Source organism: Kitasatospora phosalacinea, from assembly GCF_000717185.1.
Classification (GTDB): Bacteria; Actinomycetota; Actinomycetes; order Streptomycetales; family Streptomycetaceae; genus Kitasatospora; species Kitasatospora phosalacinea_A.
Genome location: NZ_JNYE01000312.1, coordinates 1 through 260 on the forward strand (window position 1 = coordinate 1; position 260 = coordinate 260).

The following is a 260-nucleotide window of genomic DNA, read 5'->3' on the forward strand; positions in this document are numbered from 1 at the left end:
CGCCGACCTCATCGCCCGCGTCAACCGCCTGCTCGCGGCCGATACCTCGCTGTGGACCGACGACGTATGGCTGGTGGACTCCACCCCGGTGGAGTGCGGGCGCTCACGCGAGACCGTGAAACGCTCCGACCTGGCCGGATGGGCCGAGTACGGCTACTGCGCCAGCCACTCCCGCTACTTCTGGGGCCTTCGCCTGCACCTGGTGTGCACCCTGCACGGCCTGCCGGTGGCCTTCGCGCTGACGGGCGCGAAGGCCGTGG

General features: G+C 71.2%; 1 protein-coding gene. It reads left to right on the forward strand.

What is annotated here, in order from left to right; genetic code table 11:
• Positions 1-260, forward strand: a 260-nt coding sequence (locus OO57_RS38170) for a transposase (protein ID WP_033257538.1), incomplete at both ends; no start/stop codon positions are given.